Origin of the sequence: Dellaglioa algida DSM 15638, assembly GCF_001434695.1 — a bacterium.
In the GTDB taxonomy this organism is placed as follows: domain Bacteria; phylum Bacillota; class Bacilli; order Lactobacillales; family Lactobacillaceae; genus Dellaglioa; species Dellaglioa algida.
Window position 1 is genome coordinate 43728 of sequence record NZ_AZDI01000004.1, and the last position, 25376, is coordinate 69103.

A 25376-nucleotide genomic window follows, 5' to 3' on the forward strand; every position below is an offset into this window, starting at 1 on the left:
TAAAAGGGGGACTAATCTAAAGTCTTGCTCCAGATTAGTCCCCCTAATGACAGCCTATTTTTTTGCAGAGACACTTCCCTGTTAAGTTAGTTCACCGTTAAAAATAAACTATCTTGATGTTATTAAACGCGTGGAATGAATAAGTTTCCTGCAGTTGCAGCCATAATTGCTTTGATTGAATGCATTCTGTTCTCTGCTTCTTCAAATTGACGCGCATACTTACTACGGAATGCTTCGTCAGTAATTTCCATTTCTCTAACACCATATTTTTCAAACATTTCTTTACCATATTCAGTTTCAATGCCATGGAATGCTGGTAAACAATGCATGATAATCATGTTTTCATTACCAGTCTTTTTAACCATGTCCATGTTTAATTGATATGGTTTCAATGTGTTGATACGTTCTTCGAACTTATCTTCTTCACCCATTGATACCCAAACATCTGTGTAAAGAACGTCTGAACCTTTAACACCTTTATCAACGTCTGAAGTGATCATGTTTTTGCTACCTGATTTTTCAGCAAATTCTGCAGCAAATTTTTGAACTTCTTCAGTTGGTTGTAATGAGTCAGGTGCAACGATATGAATGTTAACACCTAACATTGAACCAGTTACCAAAAGGCTGTTAGCCATGTTGTTACGGCCATCACCAACGTATGTTAATGTAATGCCTTTTAATTTACCGAAGTTTTCTTTAACTGTCATGAAATCGGCAATCATTTGTGTTGGATGCCATTCGTCAGTTAAACCATTCCATACGGGAACGCCTGAGAACTTAGCTAATCCTTCAACAACATCTTGGCTGAATCCACGGAATTCGATACCGTCAAACATGCTACCTAAAACTCTGGCAGTATCTTCAACTGATTCTTTTTTGCCTAATTGAATATCATTTTTTCCAAGAAATTCAGGATGTGCACCCAAATCAACTGATGCTGTTGTGAAAGCAGCACGTGTTCTTGTTGAATTTTTTTCAAAAAGTAAAGCGATGTTTTTACCCTGAAGATATTTATGTGGAATTCCACGTTTTTTCAAATCTTTTAAATGAATTGAAAAATCAATTAGGTATTCTAATTCTTCCGGAGTAAAATCTTTTTCTGCTAAAAGACTGCGTCCTTGAAAGACTGTATTTGACATGTTAATTTCCACCTTTTTTAATTGTTATTTTTTTAGATCTTCACGAACAATAGGCATACTCATACAACGTGGACCACCACGACCTCGTGATAATTCGGCTGAAATAACTTCAATAACTTTAATGCCATAACTTCTTAAGACTTCATTTGATACGTAGTTACGGTTATAAGTCACAACAGTATTTGGTGCAATTGCTAGTGTGTTTGAACCATCATTCCATTGTTCACGTGGTGCAACTACTGCATCGCCGTTACCAACTGGGATTAAGATAAGTTCAGGCACTTTTAAGACTTCACGTAAGACATTTTGAAGGTCTGTACGATGTGAAATATTAATGTGGTTATCTTTACCTGGTTCTAAGATAAATGTATCAACGTTTCCGCCGTTATCTTGAATTCCTGGATGAATTGTGAATTTATCGTAATCAATCATTGTAAAGACAGTATCCAAATGCATCATTGCGCGGTTGCTAGGAATTTTAATTGCTAAAATCTTATCAAAACCACTGTGTTTTGCGAATAGAACTTGTGCTAATTCTTCAATTGAACGAGCTGAAGTACGTTGTGAAATACCAATTGCAAGAACGTGGTCGTTTAAAATTAATTCGTCTCCACCTTCCATACGGTCGAGATGGTTACGACTACGCCATACATTTACGCCTTTGTTAGCAAAACGTGGATGATATTCCATAATGTATTCCATGAATAATGATTCGCGACGGCGTGCAGCGAATGTCATACGGTTAATTGTTAACCCATCACCCATTGAAGCTGCTGGATCACGTGTGAAGTAAAGGTTAGGCATTGGATCCATAAAGAATGGGTAGTCTTCCGAAGAACTGAGATCAACTAAAGCATTTGATTTGTAATCGATTTCATTTGTTCGTACGCCGGCCATAATTTTATCAATCATGTCTTGTGTTTCCATTGAAAGTAAGTATTCTTTCAATGCTGCATGGAGTGTGCTAGAAACTAAAGCTGATTCATCTAACATTTTTTCCAAAAATTCTTCTTTTACATTTCCTGCATCTAGGGCTTCAGCAGCCAAAGTTTCAAGATAGATTGTTTCAACGCCATTGTCTTGCAATGTTTTTGCGAAGAAATCATGTTCTCTTTGAATTTCAGGTAAGTATGGAATATCGTCAAACAAAAGACGACCCATAATATCTGGTGTTAAGTTTTCAACTTCTTTACCGGGTCTCTTTAACAAAACTGTTTTAAGAGTTCCGATTTCTGATGTTACGTGTACTGGACTTGTCATAATGATTACCTCCTATATATTTATTACATGCAAAGCATAACAGGTCTAATTGGTCTATTTGCGTAAACGCTTACACTCATAATGTGAATTTTTTCTCATTATGAGTGTTTTAATGCATTATTCCTTCCCAAATAACGTTGTATGCGCCTTCATTGTTGGGTTTTTAAAAATATCAAATGAGAATCATTAGAATTTTATTATTTTATAATTATTTTTAATATATAATTTTTAATCTCTTTCATTATTACATCTATTACCGGGATAATAAGCATATTTGATAACCACTGAACCACGTCTTTATGGAAACCGGCACCCCATTAAAGCGTTGATATAACTATGTTTTTAAATGTTCTATCAACCGATATTTCTAATATTTGGACACCCTGATATCTCTTTAATTACTTACTAAGTTAGCTATTATCGTAATTTTATATCTTATAAAAATCATTAATTACGATAATAATGTAACCATAAAACCAATAAATTATAGTAAGAATAATATAAATTGGTCCACCTCTGTTAGCTCTCAAAATAGAACACAAAAAATTTATATCTGCGCCCCCTTCTTCTTGTAAAAAAAAAGCCACAAAATCCAATTGTTAAATCGGATTTTATGACTCTATTCAATATCATAATTATTCATGTAATGCTTGTGACAAACGTTTCAAACCTTCTACTAAAACTGATTCTTTAGCACAATACCCTAATCTTGCATGGCCTGGCACACCAAATCGACTACCAGGGACCATTAAAACCCCATAATCTTTTAATAACTTCTTACAAAATTGTTCATCATCGTCAATTGTTTCAAATTTTATAAATGAAGTTGAAACAGATTTTGGCACGACTAAGCTGACAGCTGGTTCATTATCGATCCAGTCAGTTAATATTTTTAAATTTTGTTTAACAATTTTTCGATTTCTATCCAGAACGAGATCCTTATTTTTTAAAATATGAACAGCCATCTGATCATTAAAAACACCGGCACATATCATTGTATAATCGCGATATTTTCTAAAAATATCCGTTACAGCTGGATTAGCAACTGTCCATCCAATCCTAATACCAGGCGTCGAATATGTTTTCGACAAACTATTTGTCGCAATCCCTTTATCATATAAATCAACAATTGAACTGACATCTGTAGTATCGTCTAAAGGCAAATAAACCTCATCAACTAGGACATACGCGCCAACTTCTTGAGCGATTTTTACTATTTCTGTCATTAAATTTGTTTCAATAACCGTTCCCGTTGGATTATTTGCGTTATTTAAACAAATCATTTTAGTATTTGGACGGATAAGTGTCCGTAATTCGTCCAAATCGGGCATCCACTGATTTTCTTCAGAAATATTCCAAAAATCAACTTCAGCTCCTAATGATTTAGGAATATCGTAGAGTTGCTGATAACTAGGATACATAGAAATGACGTGATCACCAGGTTCGATTAATGCATATAAAGCTAATTGATTCGCTCCTGTTGCACCATTAGTTTGTAAAACTTGTTCTGGTGAGACAGTTTTATATAAATGACTGACCTCTGTTTTAAAGGCTGGAGAACCTTCAATCCAACCGTAATTCATTTTTTGTGCATCTAAATCACGATAAAAATCCTGACTATTTGCCTGACCCATATTCAGCAACTCGTTCATCGTCATCGATGAAACTGTACTTTGCGCAATATCATATGTAGCCTGTGTTTCATAAACGTTCAACCATTCCTCAACGCCAAATCCTGCAATTTCCATAAGTTATCATTCTCCATTCCACAATATTTTGTTAACGCATACATAATAACAGAAATGAATTGTTAAAATAGGAAGAACTTCACACTTTTCCATCCTTTTGACTCAATCAGTAACGATAAAGATACCATCATGAGCAATAAATTTATTACGATTATTATGACATTAAACAAGTAAAATTTATCTAACATGCCCACGCCCCACAGAAATAGCGTAGCTACAACGCTGTCAATGGTACCAACAAGAGACATCTTTGATGACACATTTTTAACTTAAAAGGTATTAAAAACAAAGAAATTGTACCAACAGGATTAAGAGACTAAATAAGGACGTTATTAATAATAAGGCACTTATTTTTAGTTAACCTGTTCGAAAATATAATTACTCAAAATGGCTATCAACTGAAATTAAATATAGATAAGTGATCTGTTTGTTATCTTTTAAATCTTTCATATTATCTTTTAACATCGATCTCTCAATAAATTTAATTTTACTATCTTTAAATCCTAATGAGATGTTTAAAAACGGCAATCATAACCAAAAATACGATGTATAGGTCATTTTAAAAATAACTGTTCCCACACCTAATATACTTACTGTTAAATGCCTCAATTTTACGTTCACCATTCGTCAACCGTCTAATAAAATGGGATTTCAAAGACCCACCGATTGCAGCGTTACTGATTCCATATATAAACCATGAAAAGTAAATAAAATAAAAATCATCTGACATCACTGTAATTAAATACAATATAGCAAGCGGGACTAACAGCAGTTACTACATTATTTTTTAGAACAACTATCAGTTAATAATCCAAAAAAAGAAATTCAAGAAACAATCCAGACACCGTATTCGTTAGAAATATGACTTAAGATTTAAAATGATTAGAAATTTGGCTAATCCCTATGACCCATTTAATATCGTAATAGCCGTTTGTGTTTACAAAGGAACTTGTTTACATTGGAAACACAAACCTTTATAATAAAAACGAAATCAAATACTGAATTGAGGGCATACTTATGAAAAAAGAAACATTTTCAGAACTAAGTGATATTTTTTTAAGAGTTATCAATAGATATAATGAAATTGAAAAAACACCGTATTCCTATGGAACTGATATCTTACTTCATCCATCAGAAACGCATACGATAGAGTTCATTGGCAATAATCCAGACATTAATGTTACACGTTTAGCCGAACTATTAGGTATCACGAAAGGAGCAGTTTCTAAACGGATTAAGCAATTGAGAAAGAATGATTTAGTGACTAAATCAATTTCTCCAGAAACTGAAAACGAAGTTGTCATTAATTTAACCGTTAAAGGCTCAGAAATTTACAAAGCACATGCTAAATTTTCTAAACAATTAAACAAAAGTATCGCTAATCTTTACAAATATTTACCAGATGAAGTTATCATGGATCTAGAACGTATAGGAACTGAAACGGAACAAATTTTTTTAGATATATCTAATGAAAGAAAAAAACGATAAAATAGTTTTTTTCATCCTTCCTGTTTCCAATGTAAACAGAATCCCAAGGAAACATCTTAATTCAACTACACAAACTAATAAAAAGGAGTTACCAATCCATTGATAAAAAATAAAAAAATCTTACTAGGTCTCATAGCCTTATCCCTAATTATGTTTATGGTCACACTAGATACAACAATCACAAATATTGCGCTTCCTGATATTACAAATTCCTTTAACTCCAACTTAACTGATACTAACTGGATTAGTACAATATACGTTTTGATTATGTCAATCACCATTATTCCGGCTTCAAAATTTGGTGATCAGTTTGGTCGAAAAAAATTAATGTGCATCGGCCTTATCATATTTGGAATTGGTTCTGCACTTTGTGGGCTATCGAACACCCTTCCAACTTTAATTTTTACACGTTTTATCCAAGGAATTGGAGGCGCAATTGTAACACCAATTATGATCCCCCTATCCGTAAACCTATTTGGTCGTAAAGATGCTAATCAAGCAGTTGGGATTATTGGTGCCGTTACGGCAGTTGCAGCCGCAGCTGGCCCTTCAATTGGTGGTATTATTTTAAAATTTTTAAATTGGAAATGGATATTTTTTGTTAATGTTCCCATTGTTATTATCACATTCATTTTAATTCTTTTTTGTTTTGAAGAATCTTTTGATCCAACTATTTCAAAGAAAATTGATTTAGGCGGTTTAATTTTTTTAACATTATGCCTATCACAATTAACCTTCTTACTCGTTAAAGGATACGATATTGGCTGGAACTCTATTACTAGTTTTAGTTTAATGCTTGGAACTTTAATCACATTTTTAATTTTTCTTTGGATTGAATTAAAGGTGAAACAGCCTTTAGTTGAATTAAATTTATTTAAAGAAATGACCTTTTCAGCTTCAACAATTATTTACTTTATGTGTGGATTTGCAATTGTCTGCTCGTCATTAATTTTTAATTTTTTCTCTTGAAAATGTACGTGGATATAGTGCTCTAAGTGCCTCTTATATCATTATGTTTATGTCAATTACAGTTATGATATCAATGCCCTTAGGGTCAAAATTATCAACTTATACCGGTTATCGCAGTATTATTACAACGGGAATGGTCTTAATGGCAGTCAGTTTATTTTTATTATCAAATCTTAAGTTCCATGTTACTAATCAGCTGATGATTTTTTTCATGATTATTTTGGGATTTGGTTTTGGGTTCGCTTGTTTATCAATTGTTTCAGCTGTTCAATTTATTCCGGAAAATAAGGCTGGGATTGCTTCAGGTATCGTTAACGCTGCCCGACAATTGGGAACTTGTCTTGGCATTGCACTATTAGTTGGCACAATGACCCATAATGTCGACACAGCCAAAAATACTATTGAAAGACGTTCTATTGATCAAATTACTAGCAAAAAATTACCAAATAATATTGATAACTTGATGAAAACGAGGGTTATAACTATTCTAAACTCAAATAAAGTTAGTCCAAATTTTCAATATGCATTAAAAAAATCGATTAGTGAAGAATTAAAATCTGATAATACCAATTATCAAATTAAAAATAAGGAACTATCAAAAATGCATACTGGCCTTGGAAATTTAAAAAAGCAATTTAACGGTAATCCTAATACCGTTTCCAGCCTAACCAATAAAATTTCCATTGGGCAAAATGAAATTACAGCCCAATATAATGCGTTACTATATGAATTGGTCAAAGATAATCCCAACGCCATAAAAATATTGAATACTTACGAAAAAAAATTAATTTTTTTACAGGCTCAACCAAAATCAATTCAAAATTCAAAATCAATTACGCAACTTTCTAGTTTGATTTCAATTTATAAAATTGGGACTAATCCAAACATCACTACTGGAAAAGCCTTTACTAAAGCATTATCTTCTAGGTCCGCTGACAATAATATTACTCAAGCACAAGATATATTATCAAAGACATTATCTAAGGACGGAAAAATAAATAAAGGTTTAACTACATTGGATGGTGGAGTATCAAAAATCGATGTAAATGAACAAATATCTAAACTTTTAAGTCAGATTAAAAATTTAAAAAATAAGCAACTAACCCAAGCCTTTACCAAAACTTTTATGTTGGCAGCATGGATTATTGCAAGTTTTTCACTCGTAGGTCTTTTTACTGAAAGGAAGCATAAATAAAAATTAGTGTTCCACGTGAAACAATTAAACCGTTTTTTTCGCTAGACAGTTACATTCAACCTTTTCCGGCGCATTTTTAGCTTTTTGATCGATTACATTTCGTAACCGTACGATATCTGATTGACTTAGTGCCACTTCGTCCAGTAAATCTGCGATTGTTGATCCAATTTTCATTTGGCACATATGATCAAATAACAACTGACTAACGTGATCCATCGTTGATTGTTCTTCTATTAAAGGTTTATAAATGAATGCTCGGCCTTCCTTATCAGCAGATAACGCACCCTTTTTAACTAATCGTCCCAATAACGTTTTAATTGTTGGCATCTGCCATTTCATTTTTTCTTTTAAATTTTCAAATATTTCGTTACTAGTACTTTGCCCAAGCGTCCAAATAACACGCATAACTTCCCACTCGGCGTCACTAATTTCAATCGATTGTTTTGTTGTCATGGTCTTCACTCCTTTAATCTCACATCATCTTTATGACTACAATTGTAAACTAAAGATGATAACGCGTCAATAGGTTACGCTCGACTAACGCTTTCCCTACCCTCATTAGCTTATTTTAGCCTTAGCTTTTACACAATATAATTGGTATACTATTGTTTACGACTTCAGACTATTTTTAATTAAGGGGAATTGCTATGACTACTTTTTTTAATCGTTACAAAACATCCTTATTTCTACTTTTAGGATTAGTTATAGGTGGCATTGTTGGCCTATTATTTAAAGAACAAGCATCCGTTCTTAAACCATTAGGTGATCTTTTTCTAAATCTAATGTACATGATTTTAGTCCCTCTCGTTTTCTTCAGTATCTCATCAGCAATCGCAGAGATGTCTGAAATGAAACGTCTTGGTAAAATTATGATGACTACCTTAATTGTTTTTTTAACGACAGCCTTCATTGCCGGAATTATTGGCTATATTGGTGTTCGCCTTTTCAATCCGATCCATGGTGTAAATGTTGATACCATTAAAGGATTAATGGGTACTGTTAAAGATACATCGGTAAAATCGTCCGGTTTAGAAACGTTAGTTAACACATTTACTGTTAACGATTTTTACCACCTATTGTCTAAAGATAATATGCTTCAATTAATTATCTTTTCAATCTTGATGGGTACAGCCGCCTCAGCAACTGGTAAAGAAGCGAGTGCGTTCACAAAATTCTTATCAGCCGGAAACGTAGTTGTTATGCGTATGGTTAAATACGTTATGTACTACGCGCCAATTGGTTTAGGTTGTTTCTTTGCCAATATTATTGGTAACTTAGGACCTCAAATTGCCGCTGGCTATTTACGTAGTTTCGTTCTCTATCTAGGAATTACGGCCTTCTACTTCTTTGTAATGATGAGTTTATATGCCTTCATTGCGGGTGGCAAAGCCGGATTTACTATTTTTTGGAAAAACGTTTCAGCCCCTGCTGTCACAGCAATCGCAACAAGTTCATCTGCCGCAAGTATTCCTGTTAACTTAGAATACTCTAAAAAAATGGGTGTGACAGAAGATATTGCAAATACCATTATTCCTTTAGGCGCGAACACGCATAAAGATGGATCTGTAATTGGTGGCGTTTTAAAAACAACATTTTTATTTGCTGTTTTTGGTAAAGATATTACGAGTGTTAATAACATGATTATGATTATCTGCGTATCATTCTTGGTTGGTGTCGTTATGGGCGCAATTCCAGGCGGTGGTATGGTTGCCGAAACCCTAATTTGTTCAATTTTTGGTTTCCCAATGGCCGCCCTTCCATTAATTTTAATCATTACGACAATTATTGACATTCCAGCTACTTTATTGAATTCAACAGGAAATACTGCAACTGCAATGCTTGTTACGCGTTTCGTTGAAGGTAAAGATTGGTTGAAGGATTTTATGGCACAAAAGTAATTTATACTAAATAAAGGAGTCTTTCAAAATCTAATGATTTTGAAAGACTCCTTTATTTTTATCTAGCTATTTTCTGTCCTGTCTCCCCAACCGTTCCTTACCGGCCACTCTATCATGGCCCTTACCTGCTCTTCTACCATTTTTAAAATCTTCATAATATCGATGGAACCATCTCAGTATCGTTTCTTCACTCACATCAAGTGCTTCTTCGGCATCCTCAGTGAAGTTTTCCCAAGCATCTGGATCTCTTTGTGCCATTTCTCTTCGAAGCGTCAAAATAAGTGGTTTCAATTTTTCTCTATCTTTTTGTGACATCTTCAAAAATGCCTCAGTACCTTTAGGATCCATCTGACTGACGCCCGTAAATTCACTATTATCTGCACTATTAGCAATAAATGAACGAATTGGGATAATAATGAAAAAAACTAATGCTATTTTAGGGAAAAACCAACCTAAAATAATTAGTGCTAGCATTAATAATCCAGTCTCAGTATTATGTTTACCATAAATCGCCACGTAAACTTTTTGCATATCGGATTTTTCTGTGTATTTTTGATGAATGATTGCTTTGGCAATTCCTCTGAAAATATAAATGATAATCACATATAAAATACCATACATCACAACTGTTTCTTTAACTGTATCGGTAGTCATTAATCTTGTAAATGCTGGAATTAATGCTAAAAACATCATTAAAATTAAATCCATAACAATGATTTTATTCGATACTTCGTCGACTTCCGCAAAAACAACTGCGTGTTGGTACCAGATATTAGCCACAAAACAGAAACTAACAATAAAAATACCAATCGTTTGAAATAAATCAGCAAAATTAATTTCACCATTTTTTACTTCAATTGGCATTTCTAGTACCATGATTGTGATGATGATTGCAATAATTGCATCACTTAATGTATCAAGTCGTTCCTTAATCTTCATATATAACACTCCTAAAAATATTTAATATTATTTATAACCGATCCTTATATATCTTGGTTTTTGAGACGTTCTTTTCGCAATGACAACAGTTTTGCCGTCGTCGATAAAGACATTGATAATAAAATAAAAAACAAACTAGTCATGAGGAAGAACGACGGCAGAACGCCACCAACTGACTTTATAACTAACGTTGAAATAGTGAAAAACACTGTGAAAAAATTCAATATAATCAGACTGACATCATAGCTTCCCTTAATTTTTAATAGCGTATGGGAAAAATAAAAGAATGCAATACTAATCGTCATGAAGAGTGTATAAATTACAAAGAAAACGCTAATAAAGATTGCGGGCTCTACCTTTGCAAACTCAATAACAGATTTATCCGTGGCCATTTCGGAAATAGCCAACACTTGTGAAAATAAGAAATAGATAGCCAATAAAAAAATAACATATGTAATTATTTTTTTGATATTTTTCATTTTAAAAATCTCCCCTTTAACTTAAATCGTAATACGAGTGCCATATAACGATCATATTATACGATTGATAGCCAATAAGTCATCAATTTCATAGGTTGCCTTTACGGATGTTTTATTTTTGGTATTACCCGGGTTATACCAAACAGTATCAACGTTCACATTGTTGCCACCTTGAATATCTGACGTTAAAGAATCACCAATTATAAGTGCTTTTTTTGGATCAAAATTATCAATACGATTAAAAACATAATTAAAATATTCCACTGCTGGTTTTTGATATCCAGTCGTTTCGGAAACAAAGACTTGCGGGAAATATTGATCCAGTTTTGCTTCTGCTAATCGCTTATATTGCATGTCCGCAATACCATTTGTGATGATTGATAATTGATATTTTGTCTTATCTATCGATGCCAATAATTCGGCGGCGCCCTTTATTTTTTCATGTCCATCAGTTAAATGGTCTTGATATTGCTTAGCTAGAGCTCTACCGTCGACTACTTTATTAAACTGTTTCTTGAAAAATATCTCAAAGCGATTATTAAATAAGTTTTCACGTTCTAAATCGCCACGTTCATATTGGCGCCATAATTGACGATTAAATTTTAGATAATTCTGTTTTATTTTAGCATCCAACGTTACTTTTTGAGTTAAAAAAAGTGTTTCTAGTGCATTATCTTCTGCTGCCCCAAAATCAAGTAACGTATCATCAATATCAAATAGTAAAAATTCGTAATTTTTCACTTTCACTCTCAACTTTCATCCGTCTGACTTAGTGATTAAACATTATCATTTTTGACATTAGTTGTAAAACAAAAAAAGCTTTGAATTAGGACATATGTCCGAATCCAAAGCTTTGAATAATTAATTTAAATTTTAGTACCAACCATTTGATAACCAGAATGATTTAGCAGCTTCCCATGAACCGTAACGGCTTGAAACGTAGTTATTAGCTACTTTTTCTTGGTTTGCAGCTGAGTAGTCACCATTTAAGTATGAAGAACTTAATTGATATTTACCAATATATTGACCATTTGTAGCTGTATATGAACCACCAGATTCTTTGTTAGCAATCCATGCTTTAGCACTTGATGAATCAGAAGTAGTTGCTGCAGCTGGTGCTACGGCTTTTTTAGCTGGTGCAGGTGTTGATGCTGCAGGTGCTACGGCTTCAGAAGTTGTATTTGTTGATGCAGCTGGTGTTGTTGCTTTAACAGCTGTATCAGTATTGATTGTTAATTGTTCACCAACATAGATTAAGTTGCTATCTTTAATGTCATTTGCTTTAACAATTGCATCAACACTAACATCATTAGATGTCTTTGTGCTGTATGTTGCTGAGATGTTGTTAAGTGTGTCACCTGATTTTACAGTATAAACATCAGCGTCTGCTGCTTTAACTGCAAGTCCAAGACCTGCTGCGACTGTTGCGACCATTGCGACTGAAAATTTTGTCATTTTAGTATTCAATTTCATTATGTTAGTTCTCCTTTTTATTGAGCGGTTTTATTTAATTTCTTCTATTTATCTTACGAGGTTCATACTATCAGTTACCTTTTACATAAGCATTTCAGCTAAATATCAATATCCTGAAATAATGTAATATTTATAATATTCTGTAATAAATGTAAACCAATCAAAGTGTCCGCTCACCTGCTCATTCTCTCAACGATAGGCCTCATTAAGATAATTTATTTGTATTTTATGTGACAAAATACGGCGTTAAATACGTTAAAATAAATTTAAAAAGTTTGTTTTTTTGCTTGATTTTATAAAAAAAAGAGTTATTAGCGACAATTCTCGCCAATAACTCTTTTAAAATTTCACTTGATCATGCTGTGTCCAAGTATCCAATCGAGCACTTTTATAAATAATTGAGTCTTTTATATCCTCTTGAAGTAATACATTCATAAAATCTAGTACTTATTTTTTCAATAAATGATTAATTTGACAACATTATTTAAAAAGATTAAAATATTTTCATGGGTAAGTGAATACTTACTTACTTTATAAATGGAGGTTATTATTATGGATAAACCAGTTATTCAATTACATGATCTATCAAAATCATTTAACAAACACGTCGTTCTGGATCACATTTCAACAACCGTAGAAGAAGGCACTATCTTGGGTCTGATTGGCCCTTCAGGTGCCGGAAAATCAACTATCATTCAATTATTACTTGGTTCAGAAACAGCTGATAGTGGTACGGCGACTGTCTTCAATCAGGTAATGCCTAATCGTGAATTACTAGGAAACATTGGTTATATGGCCCAAAATGATTCCTTATACGAACAACAATCTGGCCGTGAAAATTTAATTTTTTTCGGTCGAATGAAGGGAATCACAAAACAAGACATACCATCTAGCGTTGAACACGTCACGAATGTAGTTGATTTAGGAGATGCGTTGGATAAACGTGTCTCTACATACTCTGGTGGTATGAAACGTCGTCTTTCACTTGCTATTGCCCTCATTGGAAATCCAGATTTAATTGTTTTGGATGAACCAACTGTTGGTATTGATCCCGCTCTTCGCCGCCATATCTGGCAAGAGCTTCACCGATTAAAAGCAGAAGGTCACACTATCCTTGTTACAACCCATGTCATGGACGAAGCTGAACTAGTCGATCGTGTTGCTATGTTATTAAACGGCCACTTACTTGCAGATGACACTCCTGAAAAGCTAAAAAATAAGTATCACGTCAATTCAATTGAATCCGTCTTTTTAAAGGTTGAGGAGGAAAACAAATGAGAACTTTAGTCATTGCCAAACGCGTTTTAACTGAATTATTAAGAGATAAGCGTTCTTTGGCACTCATCTTTATTGCGCCGCTACTTGTCCTAACACTGATGAGTTTTGCATTTAATAATAATTCAACGCAATCAACTAAGATTGGAACCGTCTCTGTCTCTAAAATATTTAATCAAAAATTGGATCAAAAAAATATCATCATTAAAAAATACGCAACTATTAGCCAGGCTAAAGCAGCACTTAAAAAGGACCAGATTGACTCATATATAAATCAATCTGGTCAAAAATTATCTGCTACTTATGCAAACGTCGATGCCAGTAAGACGGCCGCAACGAAAATGGCTATCAAAACGGCCGCTGGTTCCATCCAACAAGAAAAAATCGAAAATGAATTAACGACCTTAACAAAAAATTTACCCGAATCACCCAAATTAAATGTAGCTCAACCTTTATCACTCAAAAATCACTATATTTACGGCGATAAAAATACCTCTTACTTTGATAAGATGCTACCAATATTAATGGGATTCTTCGTTTTCTTCTTTATTTTCCTAATCTCTGGTATGTCTTTATTGAAAGAAAGAACATCTGGTACCCTTGATCGTTTATTGGCCACACCCGTTAAACGATCAGAAATTGTCTTTGGTTATATGCTTAGTTACAGCGTTCTAGCCTTTCTACAAACGATATTAATTGTTTTATTTACAGTTAAAGTTCTGTCCGTCGATATTTTGGGTAACATATGGTCAGTTATTATCATTAATTTATTATTATCGCTAGTTGCTTTAGCATTTGGTATTTTAATGTCGACTTTTGCGAAATCAGAATTCCAATTGATGCAGTTTATTCCCATCATCGTTCTACCTCAAGTCTTTCTATCCGGTATCATTTCACTCGATTCAATGCCCCAGTGGCTTCAATATTTTTCGTATATCTTACCAATGAGATATGCCGGTGAGGCATTAACAGGTGTTATCATGCACGGTTATCATTTACTGACCGTATGGCCTATGCTAGTCGCATTATTAATTTTCTTGATTGTTTTACTAATTTTGAATATTATTGGATTGAAACGTTATAGGAAGGTTTAGGTATTCAAATGGAAAACATTAAAAATGATTGGATTTCCGATAAAAATATTCCGAACGGAAAAAGAGCTGTTCTATTGGCCGGTTTAACGTTATTTTCGGCTCAAGGATTTGATAATACCTCAACCTCTGAACTTGCAGCTGAAGCACAAGTCAGCGAAGCAACTATTTACAAATATTTTAAAACAAAATATGATTTGTTATTGGCAATTATCAACCCGATGATAGCTAATTTCATTCCAAAATCAGCATTAGCTCTCCAATCTGAAATCAAAGAAACTGATTTAACATTAGATACCTTCGTTCACTTTTTTGTTCAAAATCGTTGGGATTTTTTGAAACAAAATCATGAATCTATCCAAATTTTAATTACAGAAATTTTAACAGATTCGTCAATTAAACGACTTTTCGTTGAAACAATGAACATCCATACACCATTTCTTAAAAATATTTTATTACATCTATTGGAACAAAATAACAACCTGAATCCCCAATTAACGGCAGACGATTTTGCTCGAACCATTATAGGCTTTCTGCTCACCTATTTTATGCAAGTTAATCTTTTTGATATAGAGACAGCTAAGACGGAAGAACAGACTTTAGCTACCATTGAAATGCAGATTATCCGGGCTTTAACTTAAAACCCTAAAAAATATGCTGGGTAAATCTTAAAAAAATAGTAAACGAAAACTCAAAAGTTTTCGTTCACTATTTTTTAGATTGATTATGACCATAATTCAGGTTCTTCGTTAACCGCTATTATTGATCTAAAATTTCACTTGATCATGCTGTGTCCAAGTATCCAATCGAGCACTTTCAATCACAATTTCATAAATAATTTCGTTATCAATATCTGCTTCTAATAACCCATCCATAAATCCTGGCACCTGAACGCGGTACAAATCAGCTAAATCTGATAATTTATACTTCGATCGCTTAATACTCAATTTATTGCTAGCAATCGTCATCCCTGTACTAGTCGGAATCGTATTAATGGCGGCCTTTCCTAAATCAAGTTCAGCAATTTTAGGCGTCTCTGGGGCTGAACCAAAATACCAAACGTTCGATTTTTCAGGCGACACAATAAAGCGCATTTGTCGACTTGATGGTATCCCATCAGCCGTAGCCGTGCTAAGTACCATTTGATTTGTTTCACCAATAAAGCGACGAAATTTATCTAAAACATTATGTTCCTTCACTTCAGAAGGCGTTTCGCCATCAATAAAGGCCAATACTTCATCAACCGTTTTTAATGCCGACTCATTTTGTAAGTAATATAAAATTTGTGGAATATACGGCGAAATATCACGGCCTTTATAATAGAACTGTAACCATCTTTTTGACGCCAGTAATGGACCTGCGTACATTGTTCTTAATCTTGTTTTATACCAGCTAATTAAATTTTTTAATGGCCAATATTTAAGCATTAATTGCCAAAAATAGGACGTAAATAGGACTAAAATAGCCGCTACTAATACATTGACTTCAATAACACTCACAATCGACATCGATTTAAATTGTTCAAATGTCGAATAAAACCCTAATAATAGCCCAGACGATAACACTGTTAAAAATGCAACCAATCTTCGCTTAAATAACCTTAATTTATGTAACATTAAGCCAGATATGTCACGTCTTCGCTTCATATTTCTTTCTCGTACAACCATTTCTTCTAGTAATACTTTATCTTCTTTAGAAGGCATCTTCATCCTCATCTCCAAAATAATCAAATTGCTGTCTTAATTCAAACGTGCCAATATCAGCATAATCTTGGATTATAATTCTATTTTGGCCTTCCCTATGATCTCGTGGCCCATATTTTGAGTAGTACATCTCTTCAGCTAAATCAGTATGCTTTTTTAATAATTTAGGATTATAACTCGCCTTATCATTTCTCCGACGATTTCTCGATAAAATAAGATTATAGATATGCAAAATAAAAAAGAAGATGATGAAAAATAAATAATACTGTAAAAATGTGCTTATAATGGTGTCAAAAAGCTCCGTAAATGCCGCCTGATTAATTGGTATATTCTTATCCCTAAAGATGATTAGTATCGTTGTAATACCAATTGGTACTAAACATGCAATCCACCCAATCGTAATTAAGACTAATTGTTTTAATTTAAGACTTAATTGCTTTTGACCAAAAAACCAATCAATCGTTAATGATTTTTCATCAACTTCATTTATGATGTAATCTGGTTTATTTACTATCATCTTCATCGCCTCCTAAATCCGCCGTAATACTTTCTGAGCGTTCAGGTGAATGCCAAACACCACCATCTTCGCCCGTAACAATTTTACGAATGGTTGGAATTAACTCTGCCACCATTGTATACGTGTTAACCATCCAGTAGATAAGGAGATACCAAGGCGCAAAAATGACGTATTTTAAAGACTTGCCCTGATCATTGAACAATGAGGCCATGATTAATTGAATTAAGCCGATAACGACCTCTATAGAAATAAAAATACTAGCAAATGCTAAATTATTACTTAGTTGCAACCAATCCTTATTCACGATACAGATAATCTGAATGGCAATAAATGCAATCATACTTAACCAATAAAAAACGGACCAAATAACACTTAACGCGTAATCAATAATAATCGGTACGCTTGAAAACTGTTTGATTGGATGGCGTAAAACACGTAATGTTTTCGTTAAAAGAACATAGACACCACCTGATGACCACCGATGTCTTTGCTTAATTAACTCACCCAACTTTTCAGGTACATCCATGAAGAAACGGATATGTGGCGCAAAATAAGCTCTCCAACCTAAGGCTTGCATATCCCAGGCTATCGCAATATCTTCTGTTGGTTGCTCAGCTTCCCAACCGCCAACATCTAAAACTGCTGCTTTTCGATACATCGTGTTAGCTCCTGAGAAAGCAAATAAACCGCCATACGATAATTGAGATCTTTTAATCAATCCAATAATTGAATTCAGTTCATTTTGTTGCGCTTCCGCTACAATTGTCGTTTTATTAATAGGCAGCATGTTACCTGTAACAGCCCCCAGGTTCTTACCATCTTCTCTTTCAAAGTACGACATATATTTCCATAAGGCATCCACTTCGGGTTTTGAATCGGCGTCATTAGATAGAATAAATTCGCCCTTCGCAAAAGCCAATGCGATATTAAATCCAGCTGCCTTACCACGATTATTAACAATTGTGATTGTTCGTAATCGTGACTTAAACTCATCTTGTAATGTCGCTAAAATATCTCCCGTTTTGTCGGTAGACCCATCGTTAATGACGATTACTTCATATTTATCCAGAGGATAGTTCATCTTGGTCTCAAGATGACGAATTGTTGCCTCGATTGATTTCTCTTCATTATGTGCGGGCACAAAAATGGAGATAAAAGGTTCCCCCTTCTCAAGATACTTGGGTAACTCCCTCTTCTCCATAAATATTCTATAGTAGAGACTTGATACAATAAATGCCAAGCCACCAACAATTGGATACGATACAATCGTATAAATTAGGATCCGCGTTATTTCATCTAGTGCCGCTGCTGTCATCTGATACCCCCAGAAATTATTTTAAATTATTAATACCTCCGATTTGAGGCCCTTTAAACTATACCCTCTGTTATTTAAATAATCAAACGGATATTCAAATAGACCAATTTTTCTTGATTTATGTTTCACGTGAAACATTTTAGTTACTTATTTTTAACTAATTCCCACCTTTATGCTACCATCAGGTTGAGTAACTTATACATAGGGGGAATAAACATGAAACAATCTCATTACGATACTATTATCATTGGCGCCGGACCTGGTGGCCTTTCAGCTGCTTTTGATTTAAGTCAGCAACAGTCCGTATTAATCATTGAAAATGATCTTTGGGGAGGCACATGTCCGAACCGCGGTTGTGATCCTAAAAAGATGCTTTATTCCGCCGTTGAAACAAAACAACGCCAAGAATCATTATCCGGATTTGGATTAACAGGTAACACGACTATCAATTGGCCAGAATTAATGGCTTTTAAATCTGCCTATACAGATAGCGTGCCAACGAACACACTGGCCGGATTATCTGGTTCAAATATCACAACAGTCTATGGGTCCGCCAAATTTATTTCAGAAACAGAAATCAGCATAAATGACGCTGTATATTCCGCAGATAACTTTATAATTGCAACTGGTCAATCACCCGTTATCCCTAATATTACGGGACAACAATTTTTAAAAACGAGTACAGAATTTTTATCTCTTAAATCATTACCGGAAAAAATGGTCTTCATTGGTGCCGGTTATGTTTCAATTGAACTCGCTAATATCGCGGCCGCAGCTGGAGCAGAAGTCCATATCATTCAGCATAATAATCAAATTTTGCGTGAATTCCCGACAGTTTACACGAATCGACTTATTGATAATCTAAAAAACAGTGGTATTCATTTTCATTTTGATACCACGGTCACTGAAGTCCGAAAAACTGATATAGGCTATCAACTGTTGGGAGATAATGAGCTTGATTTAACTATTGATTTAGCGATATCTGCGCTGGGTCGTCATCCAAATGTAGATACCCTTAATTTACCCGTTACTGGTGTGGAAGCTGATTCTCATGGTATTGTGGTTGACAATCACTTAACAACCTCAAATGAACACATTTATGCCGTTGGTGACGTCATTTCACGAAGGCAACCCAAATTAACACCCGTTTCAACATTCGAAGGTCACTATGTTTCGAATCAACTACTTAGTCAATCAACCCACGCAATCTCTTATCCGCCAATTCCAGTAACTGTCTACGCGAGTCCACAACTTTCACAAGTGGGTATATCCTTAGAACAGGCCCAAAGAGACCCAGAACATTACGAAGTGAGAATCCAAGATACAACAAAATGGTATACCTTTAATCGGATTAAAGAGCCTGAATCATCCGTGACAACGATTTTTGATAAATCAACGCATTTATTAGTCGGAGCCGTTGCTTACACAACAATTGCTGAAGAACTCATCAACTACTTAACGCCACTAATCGCAAATAAAACGCCAAAATCGGCTGTTGACCAACTCATCTTCGCTTACCCAACGCCGGCAAGTGATTTAGATTATTATTTATAAAAAAAGAAGCTATAAAACGGAGATTTCTCGTTTTATAGCTTCTTTTATTTTTTCTGTCGCTTACGTTGCAACGCATTATTGATAGACCGGACATTTAATCCAGTTGAGACGCGTAAAATAATCCACGCAATCACATATATCACGGTTATTTCGGTTAAATAAACAAAGGGGTTACCTAACATGTCAGTTATATTGTTACTAAATCCAACAATTAGTATGACGCCCACATAATGAATTAGTATGGCTACAAAAAAATTCAGACGTTCAATACTAAAAATCATTGATAACACGCCGATTAACGCACTCATCACAAAGACTCTAATAATGTCTTCAGGTGTCACAGTAACTGGCTTCATCTGAGTTAGTAACATAAGCAAAAAGATAAATGAACCAATTAACACTCCAATTGAAATATGACGCATTATTTTTTTTATCATCAAATTGTCCTCACATTCTTAATTGTCGACGCAGCTCTGGTAAATACTTACGACTAACACTGATTTTCAGTTGATTTGTCATAATTGCTGTCATATTTCCAGAGAAAGCAGCTTCTAATGAGTCCAACTGATTAATATTAATAACGGTACTCTTTGCAACTTGAATGAAATCATTATTATTTAACCGTTCAAGAATTGTTTTAAGTTGTCCTTTTGATACGTAGTCCTTCGTAATCGTATGAATAGTCAACTCACTACCGTACACCTCAATAGCAAGTATCTCACTCGTTTGAACCATAACAGTTCGGTCTTCCGTTGTGATTGGAATCATATCAAGCTGTTCATTCCAATTTTCTAGTTGTTGTAGTAATTTTAAAACATCCCCGGAAAGAGAGTTAGCGCGAAGATTAATGATCACTTCATCGTTACTTAGTTCATCATCTTGTTCAAAATTAACCTTCAAGTCGCATCCCTCTTCTCCACTAATATTCGTTAATTATACCCTACTTACCACCGACCGACGACTACTGCCGGCTAAAATAAGTGCTGCAATAATAAAAATCACTGTAAATGCTCCCAAGATCAGTCCATTTTGTTGAATAGTTGTCAGTCCATTCAAATTAATGCCGATACCCATCAATTTTTTGAATTCTAATATATCAGCCACCGTTGCCTTTTGGAACGATTCATCTAATTGTTGTTTAACCAATATTTGACGGAAAATTGATGCATTATAAGGTGCCGGCGTTAACTTCATAATTAATTGGGCCGTATTGGGAACTGATTCCATTGGCATATAAACCCCCGCAAAAAAACCAGATGCAGTTCCAATAATGGCGTTAATTTTCCCCAATGAATCAACTTTCTTCACGAACGAGAATAAAAGTAAATTAAAGGTTGTCCAAACCACACTGCTCAGTACAATAGTTCCCAGAAGTGGCAAAATGATATCTAATTGAAAGTCGATACCATCTACGGCAATAAAGTAAACTTCCATACCTAATAACATCACTACCTGCATAACAATCCCAATAATAATAGCACTCACAAAATAACTAATCTGAATGCCAATATAAGAAATATCCGTTAAATATAAATCAGATAAAGCCCCACTCTCGCGATCTTTAATCATTTGACTCAGCCCATAGGACGTCGCTGATATTGCGGTTACCACTAATGTTCCTCCGATTAACCAAGGATCCAATAAGAGCTTAGTATCCGGAACGCTTGCCCAATTAGCTACCATATTTTGTTTCAAAAAAACAAGATATAAAATAAATGAGATAAGTGCCCCCATTAAAGAAAAAATTACCCCACTATGATTACCAAAATATAAACTTAAATGACGCTTAATTAAACTTTGCATATTAACGAATCTCCTTTCCGGTTAACGCCATAAATATGTCATCCATATTGCCATGACGAAATTCAAAGTGTGTAATTAATGGTTCCACCCTTTGTAAGAAGTCAATTGCATCATGCTCATTAGGTACCTTAATTAATAAAGAGCCCTTTTCTTGTACCACACTCCAGCTTGAATCTATTTCGGCAAGTACGGCATCCTTATTCTCAGACTCAATCGTTAATAGATTTTGTGCGTAATCTTCCTTCAACTGCTTCACCGTGTCATGTGCGATGACTTCTCCGTGATCAATAACATATACAAAGTCAGCTTCCTCGGCCTCTTCTAGATAATGTGTCGTGAGTATGATGGTGAGTCCTCTTGTTTCACGTAATTTTTCTAATGTACCCCAGATAACTTTTCTCGTTTGAATATCAAGGCCCGTAGACGGTTCATCAAGAAACAATAAATCTGGTTGATGAACGAGTGCTCTTGCAATATCTACACGACGCCTTTGCCCACCAGATAAAGTATCGTATCGTTGATCCAAGATGGTGGTTAGTCCAAAATCATCAATTAATTGATTTTCAAAATCCAAATCAATATTCTTATACATTCTTGCTCGATTTTGAATATTTTGTTGTACCGTTAATTGCCCATCCAATACACTATTTTGAAAAACAACACCTATTTTGTGGTGGTATTCTTTTTGCTTTGGATCTAGCCCTGCCAGTCTAATTTCACCAGATGTTGTTTGAATTAATCCTGTCAGCATGTTAATTGTTGTTGATTTACCGGCACCATTTGGTCCAAGAAAAGCAATTAATTGCCCTTCTTTCACAGTTAAATCAATATGGTTAACAGCTACTTTTTCGCGATATGTTTTACTAATCGATTTTGCAGTTAATAATGTCATTAAAAAATCCTCCCTTTACTGAATGACCTAAGTCTATTCCCAAAAGGAGGATTTGTGAGCCATATTTGGTTAAGTGGTCCTCATTCAGAGTTAAGTGGTTTAAACTGCTATCCCAAATACTAAATTAAAACAGCTCCACTGAGTTTTTTTAATTTATCAATAGACCTAAAAAAATCCTCTTAAAGTAACCAGACCTGAGCCTAGTCGCTTTAAGAAGATTACTATTGGTATTTAATTAGTACTTTTCTTCTTTGATTTCGCTTGAATCCATAAATTAAATAATAATCCAATAACCAATAATACTGTTGCGATAACCATAATGTTATGTAATCCTGCGTACATAATTTGTCGCATTTTAGGAATTAATTGCTTTGGAAGACTTGAAACACTCTTAGAATCACTTAATTTATTTAACATATCCATTGAAATTTTCCCGTGTGAATTATTAACTCCTTCTATTAATGCATGATTAAGAACAACCCCGTAAATTGAAGACATAAATGTTTGACTTAAAATACGTAAGAGATAGGCAAACGAAGTCGCAATTGGCACATCTCGCCCTTCGGCATCTTGCTGAACACTCAATTGTAAGACATTGAAACACATCCCTAATCCAAACCCCTCGAAGGCACCCATTAACAATAAATACCAAAATGGAACGGTTATTCCAACAATTAACATCCCCGCAAATGAAATAATAAAACTAATTGTCCCAATTGTAATAACACGATATTTTCCTAATCTGGGAATCATTGACGGACCTCCCAATGAACCTACTAAGTTAGTCAACGCACCAGGAATTTGTGTTGCTCCACCAATTAATGCACTCATACCCAATAATCCTTGCGCCCACATTGGAATATAAATATTGAATGAAATAAAGGCTCCCCATAAAAGAGCAAATAAAATGAAATCAATTATCAATTTACTATTTGTAAATAATCGATTAGGGATAATTGGATCAACGGCTCTTTCTTCGACTTTAACTAAAACACCAATTAGAATGAACCCCATAACAATTAGCCCAATAATAAGTTCAATTGAACCAACGCCAATCATTTGAATTCCAGTCAGTAACGTAACCAAACTAACAACCATTAGTCCAGCACCTAGGTAATCAATATTTCCTTTTTGTCGTTTTTTAATCGGTTCTTTAAAGAAAAATTGAACCGCAATAATTGAAATTAGAGCAATTGGTACATTAATATAGAAAACCCAATGCCAACTGAACGTATCAACAATCCACCCACCAACTAAAGGACCAATAATCGAAGCAATACTATAACTAGCTGTTGCATAGCCAATTACTTGTGATCGTTTCTTAATATTTTGGTAGATATCCGCATAGATTATAAATGGGATTGTATTCATTCCACCAGCACCGATTCCCATAATTGTTCGTGCAATTAAAAAATAGACAATATTACTAGATGTTGCTTGAAATACTGCCCCAACCGCAAATAATAAAGTTGCTAATTGATACGCGCCACGATTTCCAACACGTTCACCAAATTTACTCCAAAGTGGTGTCGCGACTGCCATTCCTAACAGAAATACCGCGACTATCCAACCCATGTACTGAATCCCATGTAAGTCACTAACAATAGCTGGTAGTGCGGTATTGATTATTGTGCCATCAAGACCTGCCATTGCATTGGATAGTAATAATGCAACGGTCACAATCATTAAATTCTTTTTACTCACTATATATAGATTCTCCTTTTTATCAACTCATAATCATCTTGATTGTCTTTATCGTACACCTTTGAGTGCACTCTATGACAAGGAGAATTTAAGCTCGTTTTCTTCAAATAGTAATCTATTTATGATAAGGACTACCCGCATTAATCATAAATCCTCGATAAACTTGTTCTGTTAAAATCATGCGCATTAGTTGATGGGGCAACGTAAATTTACCAAACGAAATCTGAGTATCTGCCCGTTTTAAAACGGCATCGCTCAAGCCTAACGATCCGCCAATCACAAATGTAATATCTGAATGACCGTACGTCCCAAGATCAGCTATTTCCTTAGCGAAATCCTCAGATGTACGTTCCTTACCTAAAATAGCTAATGCGTAGACATATTCTTTATCCTTAATCTTACTAAGAATTCGTTCGCCTTCTTTTCCTTTAACATCAATCATTTCTGCCGAACTTAACTTCTCTGGTGCTTTTTCATCATTTACTTCAACAATTTCAAATTTACAAAACTTACTTAATCGTTTTGAGTACTCTTCAATTCCTTGTTTAAGATACTTTTCTTTTAATTTACCGACACCAATAATTTTAATATTCATCATTTCCACCTTTTTCACAAGTTATCCACAAAGTTACGCACATATCCACATTTTAGACCACAACATATTGCGGCGAATATGTGTTCGTCACTATATTTATTTGTCACCCATTTGTCAACACTATATTAGTTATGCACAGATTTAAAGACCTTTAACATTTCTTAATTATACGCTTTATCTACCGGTATATCAGCCTTTATTTATTTTAAAATTTCTAAAAATAAAAGTTACACACAACTTAGCTACTCATTTGTGCATAACTATTTTATTAAATAAGTCCTTTTGTACTGCCCTTTTATCTTGTTACTCACACCCATCATTTTATCTGTCCACTTAGTT

25 protein-coding genes are annotated in these 25376 nt (G+C 34.3%); 8 read left to right on the plus strand and 17 right to left on the minus strand.

The features are described 5' to 3' along the window. Positions 1–122: 122 nt before the first annotated feature. The 3 genes from argF to FC66_RS04080 form a co-directional block, all read right to left on the minus strand. Positions 123–1139: an ornithine carbamoyltransferase gene (gene argF / locus FC66_RS07950; protein ID WP_057974115.1), complete on the minus strand. Its 1017-nt coding sequence runs from the start codon at positions 1137–1139 to the stop codon at positions 123–125. Positions 1140–1163: 24 nt separating this feature from the next. Then, complete coding sequence (gene arcA / locus FC66_RS07955; protein ID WP_057974116.1) at positions 1164–2399, minus strand: arginine deiminase; 1236 nt, start codon at positions 2397–2399, stop codon at positions 1164–1166. A gap of 635 nt (positions 2400–3034) precedes the next feature. Then, on the minus strand, positions 3035–4147 hold the full coding sequence (locus FC66_RS04080; RefSeq protein WP_057974117.1) for an aminotransferase: 1113 nt from the start codon (positions 4145–4147) through the stop codon (positions 3035–3037). Positions 4148–5164: 1017 nt separating this feature from the next. Between FC66_RS04080 and FC66_RS04085 the strand changes: the two genes are divergently transcribed. The 3 genes from FC66_RS04085 to FC66_RS08175 all read left to right on the plus strand — a co-directional run bounded on the left by FC66_RS04085 (position 5165) and on the right by FC66_RS08175 (position 7799). After that, positions 5165–5635 (plus strand): MarR family winged helix-turn-helix transcriptional regulator, encoded by a 471-nt coding sequence (locus tag FC66_RS04085; protein WP_057974118.1) that lies wholly within the window; start codon positions 5165–5167, stop codon positions 5633–5635. A gap of 99 nt (positions 5636–5734) precedes the next feature. After that, the gene (locus tag FC66_RS08170; protein WP_268904476.1) at positions 5735–6604 is read left to right on the plus strand and encodes an MFS transporter; all 870 of its coding nucleotides are present in this window, start codon (positions 5735–5737) and stop codon (positions 6602–6604) included. Positions 6605–6647: 43 nt separating this feature from the next. After that, positions 6648–7799, plus strand: a complete 1152-nt coding sequence (locus tag FC66_RS08175) for an MFS transporter (protein WP_338131899.1) — start codon at positions 6648–6650, stop codon at positions 7797–7799. 24 nt (positions 7800–7823) lie between these two features. Here FC66_RS08175 and FC66_RS04095 read toward each other — a convergent pair whose 3' ends face one another. Then, a complete protein-coding gene (locus FC66_RS04095) occupies positions 7824–8252 on the minus strand; it encodes a CopY/TcrY family copper transport repressor (RefSeq protein WP_057974119.1) in 429 nt (142 codons plus the stop codon). Between the two features lie 194 nt (positions 8253–8446). Between FC66_RS04095 and FC66_RS04100 the strand changes: the two genes are divergently transcribed. Beyond that, entirely contained in the window at positions 8447–9697 is a 1251-nt protein-coding gene (locus FC66_RS04100; protein ID WP_057974120.1) for a dicarboxylate/amino acid:cation symporter, read from the plus strand. Between the two features lie 66 nt (positions 9698–9763). Here FC66_RS04100 and FC66_RS04105 read toward each other — a convergent pair whose 3' ends face one another. The 4 genes from FC66_RS04105 to apf form a co-directional block, all read right to left on the minus strand. Continuing rightward, positions 9764–10636: a TMEM175 family protein gene (locus tag FC66_RS04105; protein ID WP_057974121.1), complete on the minus strand. Its 873-nt coding sequence runs from the start codon at positions 10634–10636 to the stop codon at positions 9764–9766. Between the two features lie 44 nt (positions 10637–10680). Then, a complete protein-coding gene (locus FC66_RS04110) occupies positions 10681–11115 on the minus strand; it encodes a hypothetical protein (protein ID WP_057974122.1) in 435 nt (144 codons plus the stop codon). Positions 11116–11166: 51 nt separating this feature from the next. After that, positions 11167–11856: a YjjG family noncanonical pyrimidine nucleotidase gene (locus FC66_RS04115; RefSeq protein WP_057974123.1), complete on the minus strand. Its 690-nt coding sequence runs from the start codon at positions 11854–11856 to the stop codon at positions 11167–11169. Positions 11857–11988: 132 nt separating this feature from the next. Further along, the gene (apf, locus tag FC66_RS04120; protein ID WP_404825117.1) at positions 11989–12588 is read right to left on the minus strand and encodes an aggregation-promoting factor; all 600 of its coding nucleotides are present in this window, start codon (positions 12586–12588) and stop codon (positions 11989–11991) included. A 552-nt stretch (positions 12589–13140) separates the two neighbouring features. Here apf and FC66_RS04125 point away from each other — a divergent pair. The 3 genes from FC66_RS04125 to FC66_RS04135 are packed head-to-tail and all read left to right on the plus strand — an operon-like array spanning position 13141 to position 15595. Beyond that, positions 13141–13866, plus strand: coding sequence for an ABC transporter ATP-binding protein (locus FC66_RS04125; RefSeq protein WP_057974124.1), 726 nt, complete (start codon positions 13141–13143; stop codon positions 13864–13866). Then, positions 13863–14957: an ABC transporter permease gene (locus FC66_RS04130; protein ID WP_057974125.1), complete on the plus strand. Its 1095-nt coding sequence runs from the start codon at positions 13863–13865 to the stop codon at positions 14955–14957. Before FC66_RS04125 ends, FC66_RS04130 begins: the two co-directional genes overlap by 4 nt. An 8-nt stretch (positions 14958–14965) precedes the next feature. Beyond that, a complete protein-coding gene (locus FC66_RS04135; RefSeq protein WP_057974126.1) occupies positions 14966–15595 on the plus strand; it encodes a TetR/AcrR family transcriptional regulator in 630 nt (209 codons plus the stop codon). A gap of 126 nt (positions 15596–15721) precedes the next feature. Here the strand turns inward: FC66_RS04135 and FC66_RS04140 are convergent, their stop codons facing one another. Genes FC66_RS04140 through FC66_RS04150 form a run of 3 tightly spaced genes read right to left on the minus strand, consistent with a single transcriptional unit; the run spans position 15722 to position 18489 of the window. Further along, positions 15722–16663 (minus strand): pyridoxamine 5'-phosphate oxidase family protein, encoded by a 942-nt coding sequence (locus FC66_RS04140; RefSeq protein WP_235804042.1) that lies wholly within the window; start codon positions 16661–16663, stop codon positions 15722–15724. Further along, positions 16647–17174 (minus strand): hypothetical protein, encoded by a 528-nt coding sequence (locus tag FC66_RS04145; protein WP_057974128.1) that lies wholly within the window; start codon positions 17172–17174, stop codon positions 16647–16649. The genes FC66_RS04140 and FC66_RS04145 overlap by 17 nt, the downstream gene beginning before the upstream one ends. After that, on the minus strand, positions 17161–18489 hold the full coding sequence (locus FC66_RS04150; protein WP_057974129.1) for a glycosyltransferase family 2 protein: 1329 nt from the start codon (positions 18487–18489) through the stop codon (positions 17161–17163). Before FC66_RS04150 ends, FC66_RS04145 begins: the two co-directional genes overlap by 14 nt. A 216-nt stretch (positions 18490–18705) precedes the next feature. Between FC66_RS04150 and FC66_RS04155 the strand changes: the two genes are divergently transcribed. Beyond that, on the plus strand, positions 18706–20043 hold the full coding sequence (locus FC66_RS04155) for a dihydrolipoyl dehydrogenase family protein (RefSeq protein WP_057974130.1): 1338 nt from the start codon (positions 18706–18708) through the stop codon (positions 20041–20043). Positions 20044–20087: 44 nt separating this feature from the next. Here FC66_RS04155 and FC66_RS04160 read toward each other — a convergent pair whose 3' ends face one another. From FC66_RS04160 to rlmH, 6 genes are all read right to left on the minus strand, one after another. Continuing rightward, positions 20088–20480 carry a DUF3021 family protein gene (locus FC66_RS04160; RefSeq protein ID WP_057974131.1) on the minus strand — a complete coding sequence of 131 codons (393 nt, stop codon included), beginning with the start codon at positions 20478–20480 and terminating at the stop codon, positions 20088–20090. Positions 20481–20490: 10 nt separating this feature from the next. Further along, positions 20491–20943 (minus strand): LytTR family DNA-binding domain-containing protein, encoded by a 453-nt coding sequence (locus tag FC66_RS04165; protein ID WP_057974132.1) that lies wholly within the window; start codon positions 20941–20943, stop codon positions 20491–20493. A gap of 33 nt (positions 20944–20976) precedes the next feature. Next, complete coding sequence (locus tag FC66_RS04170) at positions 20977–21846, minus strand: ABC transporter permease (protein ID WP_057974133.1); 870 nt, start codon at positions 21844–21846, stop codon at positions 20977–20979. A gap of 1 nt (position 21847) precedes the next feature. Next, entirely contained in the window at positions 21848–22738 is an 891-nt protein-coding gene (locus FC66_RS04175; RefSeq protein WP_057974134.1) for an ABC transporter ATP-binding protein, read from the minus strand. 231 nt (positions 22739–22969) lie between these two features. Beyond that, positions 22970–24424, minus strand: a complete 1455-nt coding sequence (locus FC66_RS04180; protein WP_202812834.1) for an MFS transporter — start codon at positions 24422–24424, stop codon at positions 22970–22972. A 133-nt stretch (positions 24425–24557) separates the two neighbouring features. Then, on the minus strand, positions 24558–25037 hold the full coding sequence (gene rlmH / locus FC66_RS04185; protein WP_057974136.1) for a 23S rRNA (pseudouridine(1915)-N(3))-methyltransferase RlmH: 480 nt from the start codon (positions 25035–25037) through the stop codon (positions 24558–24560). Positions 25038–25376: the final 339 nt, after the last annotated feature.